This is a genomic window from Microbacterium sp. (assembly GCF_031178525.1).
GTDB lineage: Bacteria > Actinomycetota > Actinomycetes > Actinomycetales > Microbacteriaceae > Microbacterium.
In genome coordinates this window covers 1-4127 of record NZ_JAPSJA010000203.1, presented here as the reverse complement: position 1 = coordinate 4127, position 4127 = coordinate 1, and the positions used below count along the sequence as shown (strand labels likewise).

Here is a 4127-nt window from a genome sequence, read left to right as displayed (position 1 = left end):
CACCGTCGGCGCACGAGCGCGACCACTCCGAGGAGCACGGCGGCCGCGCCGAACCCGATGGCCAGGATGGCGCGGAACGACACCGCGTGGGCGATCACCGGCGCCGTCTGCGCCCCCACCGCCTGCGGCCACGAGAACAGCAGCGCGATCGGCGCACCCACGAGAACGGAGGCGAAGAACACCCACGGCCTGCGCTTGCTGCTGGTCATGCGTCCCCTCACCTCCGCGACCCTCCGACGATTGTCTCGTCCCGATCGCGGTGCAGCGAAGCTGCGACGGATCGTCTAGCGCAAGATCGTCTCGCGCGCGACCCCCGTGCTGGTTCGGGAGGGCTCGCCTAGCGTTGGGCATCCCGGGAGATCACGCCCGGGACAACCGTCACGGAAGGAGCCGAATATGGGACTCGACGACAAGATCGAGAACGGCGCCCAGGACCTCTCCGGCAAGGCCAAGGAGGCCACCGGCAAGGCGACCGACAACGAGCGCCTCGAGGCCGAGGGTCACGGTGACCAGACGTCCGCCAAGCTGAAGAAGGCCGGCGAGGACATTAAGGACGCCTTCAAGGGTTGATCTGATCCCGCTCGCACGAACGGAGGGCCGCCCCATCGGGGGCGGCCCTCCTCGCGCGTCGGCTCAGAGGTCGTCTCCGGCGCGCCGCCCGCGCAGCGTCACGAGCGCGCCGACCACGGACAGTCCGGCGGCGCCGAGGAACAGCCACGAGAAGCCGCCCGTCAGTGCGTCGGCCTCGGCCACGCCGGATGCGGTCAGCGCCTCGGTCCGCGTCGTCGCGACCGCCGCGAGCACGGCGAGTCCCAGCGCGCCGCCGACCTGCTGGCTCGTGTTCACGAGGCCACCGGCGAGTCCCGCTTCGCCGCCCTCCACGCCGTGCACCGAGAGTTGGGTGGCGGTGACGAACGCGCCGCCCATGCCGACGCCGATCAGCAGCGTCGGGCCGAGCAGGTGTACCACGAAGTCCGCGGAGGGGGGCGCGGCCGCGAGCCAGATCAGGCCGCCCGCGAGCAGGACGAGCGAGGAGGCGAGCGCCCTGCGCGTGCCGATCCTCGCGATCGCGGCCGGCACCAGGCCGGCGACGATCACGAGCGCTCCGGCGAGCGGCAGCTGCGTCAGTCCCGTCGTCAGCGCGTCGTAGTGCAGCACCGCCTGCATGTACACCGACAGTGCGAAGAACAGCGCCACCATCGCCGCGCCGATCAGGACCATGACGATGTTGCCGTCGGTCAGGCTGCGGTTGCGGAAGACGCCGAGCGGCACGAGGGGGTCTGCGGCGCGACGCTCCACCGCGACGAACACGACGCCCAGCGCCACGGCAACGGCGGCGAGCCCCCAGACGAGCGGATGCAGCAGGCCGAGCAGCTCGATCGCGCTCGCCGCGGCGACGGCAGCCAGGAGAGCCGCCGTGATGCTCGCGGCGCCCGGAAGGTCGAGCCGCACTCGGGCAGCGGCGACGTCGCGTGTGATCAGCAGCGGAACAGCGACCAGCACGAGGACGGCCACCGGCACGTTGACGAAGAACACCGACTGCCAGCCGAGGCCGGCGGTGAGCACTCCGCCCAGCAGCGCTCCGGCTGCCGAGCCGATGCCCGCGACGCCTCCCCACACGCCGAGCGCCTTGGCGCGGTCTCGCGGTGCGGGGAACAGATGGGTCAGGAGGGCGAGAGCGGCCGGGGCGAGAAGCGCCGCGGATGCTCCCTGGAGCGCACGCGCGGCGAGCAGCATCTCGGGGCCGACCGACAGGCCCGCCAGTGCGGAGGCGGCGGCGAAGCCCGCCGTGCCGATGAGGAACACCCGGCGGTGCCCGTAGCGATCGGCCAGCCGGCCGCCGAGCAGCAGAAGGCTGCCGAAGGCGAGGACATACGCCGTGACGACCCATGCGAGGGCGGCGGTGGACATCCCGAGCTGCTGCCCGAGCACGGGCAGGGCGATGTTCACGATCGACGCGTCGAGCACGACGAGGAACTGCGCGAGGGCCAGGACGCCGAGCGCGATCCATCGACGTGAGCTGCGTGTCGTGGGTGGGGCGGGAGAGAGCGTGGTCGTCATCGTCGGCCTCAGTTCCACAGGCCCAGCATCAGGACGATGCTGAGGGTCAGCGTGCCGAAGACGACCCACCAGGCGGTCTTCTCGGCACTCCATCGGGACGAGCGGTTCTCCGTGCTGTCGTTCATGATTTCTCCTTCGGGTTCCTCGGTCAGCGCCAGGCGCTGAACATCGCGACGGCCAGGACGGCGAGGGGCGCCAGGGCGACCCAGCGGATGGTGATCTCGTTCTTCATGTCGTTCTCCTTGGATTCGATAGTTGAGTGATTAACCACTCACTTAGACGGACAGAAGAAACCCACCCCGGTGGGGATGGGGTCAGTGGCGGATGCCTCGCGTAAGGATCTCCGCCCACGCCTCCGGCAGCTCCTCGATGCCGGAGGTGACGATGAGGTGACACAGCTGCCCGTAGGCGACGAAGCGCTGAACCGCGGCGTCGTCCGCCCCGGAGCGCTGCTTGGCGAACATCGTGATGCGCGCCAGGCCCGTCCGCAGTGCGGATCCGATCTCAGGCACATCCGCCACCGACTGCGCATGCACCTGCAGCATGAGCAGCGCGCGATCCTGGATGAGCTCGGCGTACGCCGCGCCCATCGCGTCGAGGATCCCGTCGGGCGTGCGATCGGGCGAACGATCGGCGCCATCGCCGAGGGCGTCGAGGATCCGGTCGAAGCACAGATCCAGCGCCGCGACGAACAGCGACTCCTTGCGGGGGAACAGCTTGAACGCGTACGCGGGGGAGATCTTCGCCTCGCCTGCGACATCGGCGACGGTCGTGCCGTGGAAGCCGCGCTGCGAGAAGCGCCGCAGCGCGGCATCGGTCACGACCGGCCGCCGCTGCTCGGCGGTGGAGAGGATCGATCCACGAGGTGTCATGAGAGTGACTGTACACTCACTCATCGAGCAGACGCAAGTACCGTCGGGTCCATGGCTAGGCTGACCCCATGGACATGCGTGTCGCCGCCTACTGCGTGATCGTCGATGACGAGGATCGGGTGCTGCTGACGCGCTGGATCGAGGGGCGCACCCCCGCGTGGTCGTTGCCGGGCGGTGGCCTGGAGCCCGGTGAGGACCCGGCTGATGCCGCGCGTCGAGAGGTGTGGGAGGAGAGCGGCTACACGGTGCGCCTCGACGAACTGCTCGGCATCGACTCGCACATCGTGCCCGCCAAGCGCCGTCTGGCACAGGGCGCCCCCGGTCCGCTGCATGCGCTGCGCATCGTGTACCGGGCGACGATCACGGGCGGCACGCTCACGCACGAGGTCGACGGCTCGAGCGACATGGCGGAGTGGATTCCGCTGAAGCGTGTGCGTGCGACCGAGCGCACGGGACTGGTGGACGTCGCCCTCGGCATGGCCGGAATCGCTCACTGAAGGGACCTAGGACGTGAACAACCGGATCCTGCTCGTCAACGGGCCGAACCTGAACCTGCTCGGCACGCGTGAACCGGGGATCTACGGATCCGACACGCTGGAGGACGTCTTCGACCGCGCGTCCGCCGTCGCGAAGGAGCTGGGCTTCGACCTGCGCGCGTTCCAGAGCAACCACGAGGGCGCGCTGATCGACGTGATCCACGAGGCGCGGGTCGACTGCGATGCCATCGTCATCAACCCCGGCGCGTTCACGCACACGTCCGTCGCGCTGCGCGACGCGCTCACGGGCGTGTCCCTGCCCTTCGCCGAGGTGCACATCTCGAACGTGCACGCGCGCGAGCCGTTCCGGCACCACTCCTACCTGTCGGACGTCGCCAGTTGCGTCATCGTCGGAGCAGGTGTGCAGGGGTACGAGTTCGCGATCCGTCGCCTCGCGACGCTCCTCAGCGCCTGATCAACTCCACCGGGTCGGAGATGTCGGCGACCGTCGCATCGTAGGCGTCGACGAGTGCGTCGGCGTCGACGAAGAGCGTCCATCCGTGCGCACCGGCTCCCATCGAGACGCGGCGACCGGCGATCCGCTCATCCGCGTACACGGGCCAGTCGTTCGTGCTGCCCAGCGGCGTGATCGTGCCGCGCTCGTACCCGGTCGCCTGCAGCGCGAGCTCGGGCTCAGGCAGGCGCAGCTTGTTGACGC

At 69.9% G+C, this 4127-nt stretch carries 7 protein-coding genes and 1 pseudogene; 3 read left to right on the top strand and 5 right to left on the bottom strand.

What is annotated here, in order from left to right:
* A pseudogene (locus RIF89_RS11530) lies at positions 1 to 209 on the bottom strand (hypothetical protein); the annotation flags it as partial.
* 187 nt (positions 210 to 396) lie between these two features.
* Here RIF89_RS11530 and RIF89_RS11525 point away from each other — a divergent pair.
* Entirely contained in the window at positions 397 to 570 is a 174-nt protein-coding gene (locus RIF89_RS11525; RefSeq protein ID WP_309069254.1) for a CsbD family protein, read from the top strand.
* A gap of 63 nt (positions 571 to 633) precedes the next feature.
* Here the strand turns inward: RIF89_RS11525 and RIF89_RS11520 are convergent, their stop codons facing one another.
* From RIF89_RS11520 to RIF89_RS11510, 3 genes are all read right to left on the bottom strand, one after another.
* Positions 634 to 2061 carry an MFS transporter gene (locus RIF89_RS11520; protein WP_309069253.1) on the bottom strand — a complete coding sequence of 476 codons (1428 nt, stop codon included), beginning with the start codon at positions 2059 to 2061 and terminating at the stop codon, positions 634 to 636.
* A 148-nt stretch (positions 2062 to 2209) separates the two neighbouring features.
* Positions 2210 to 2332 carry a hypothetical protein gene (locus tag RIF89_RS11515; RefSeq protein ID WP_309069252.1) on the bottom strand — a complete coding sequence of 41 codons (123 nt, stop codon included), beginning with the start codon at positions 2330 to 2332 and terminating at the stop codon, positions 2210 to 2212.
* A 43-nt stretch (positions 2333 to 2375) separates the two neighbouring features.
* Positions 2376 to 2933 (bottom strand): TetR/AcrR family transcriptional regulator, encoded by a 558-nt coding sequence (locus tag RIF89_RS11510; protein WP_309069251.1) that lies wholly within the window; start codon positions 2931 to 2933, stop codon positions 2376 to 2378.
* Positions 2934 to 3001: 68 nt separating this feature from the next.
* On the opposite strand from RIF89_RS11510, the gene RIF89_RS11505 reads away from it, so the two are divergent.
* On the top strand, positions 3002 to 3430 hold the full coding sequence (locus RIF89_RS11505) for an NUDIX hydrolase (RefSeq protein WP_309069250.1): 429 nt from the start codon (positions 3002 to 3004) through the stop codon (positions 3428 to 3430).
* Between the two features lie 13 nt (positions 3431 to 3443).
* A complete protein-coding gene (aroQ, locus tag RIF89_RS11500) occupies positions 3444 to 3884 on the top strand; it encodes a type II 3-dehydroquinate dehydratase (RefSeq protein WP_309069249.1) in 441 nt (146 codons plus the stop codon).
* Here aroQ and RIF89_RS11495 read toward each other — a convergent pair.
* A partial coding sequence (locus RIF89_RS11495; protein ID WP_309069248.1) for a YbaK/EbsC family protein occupies positions 3874 to 4127 on the bottom strand: 254 nt, incomplete at its 5' end. The two genes, aroQ and RIF89_RS11495, sit on opposite strands and share 11 nt — an antisense overlap.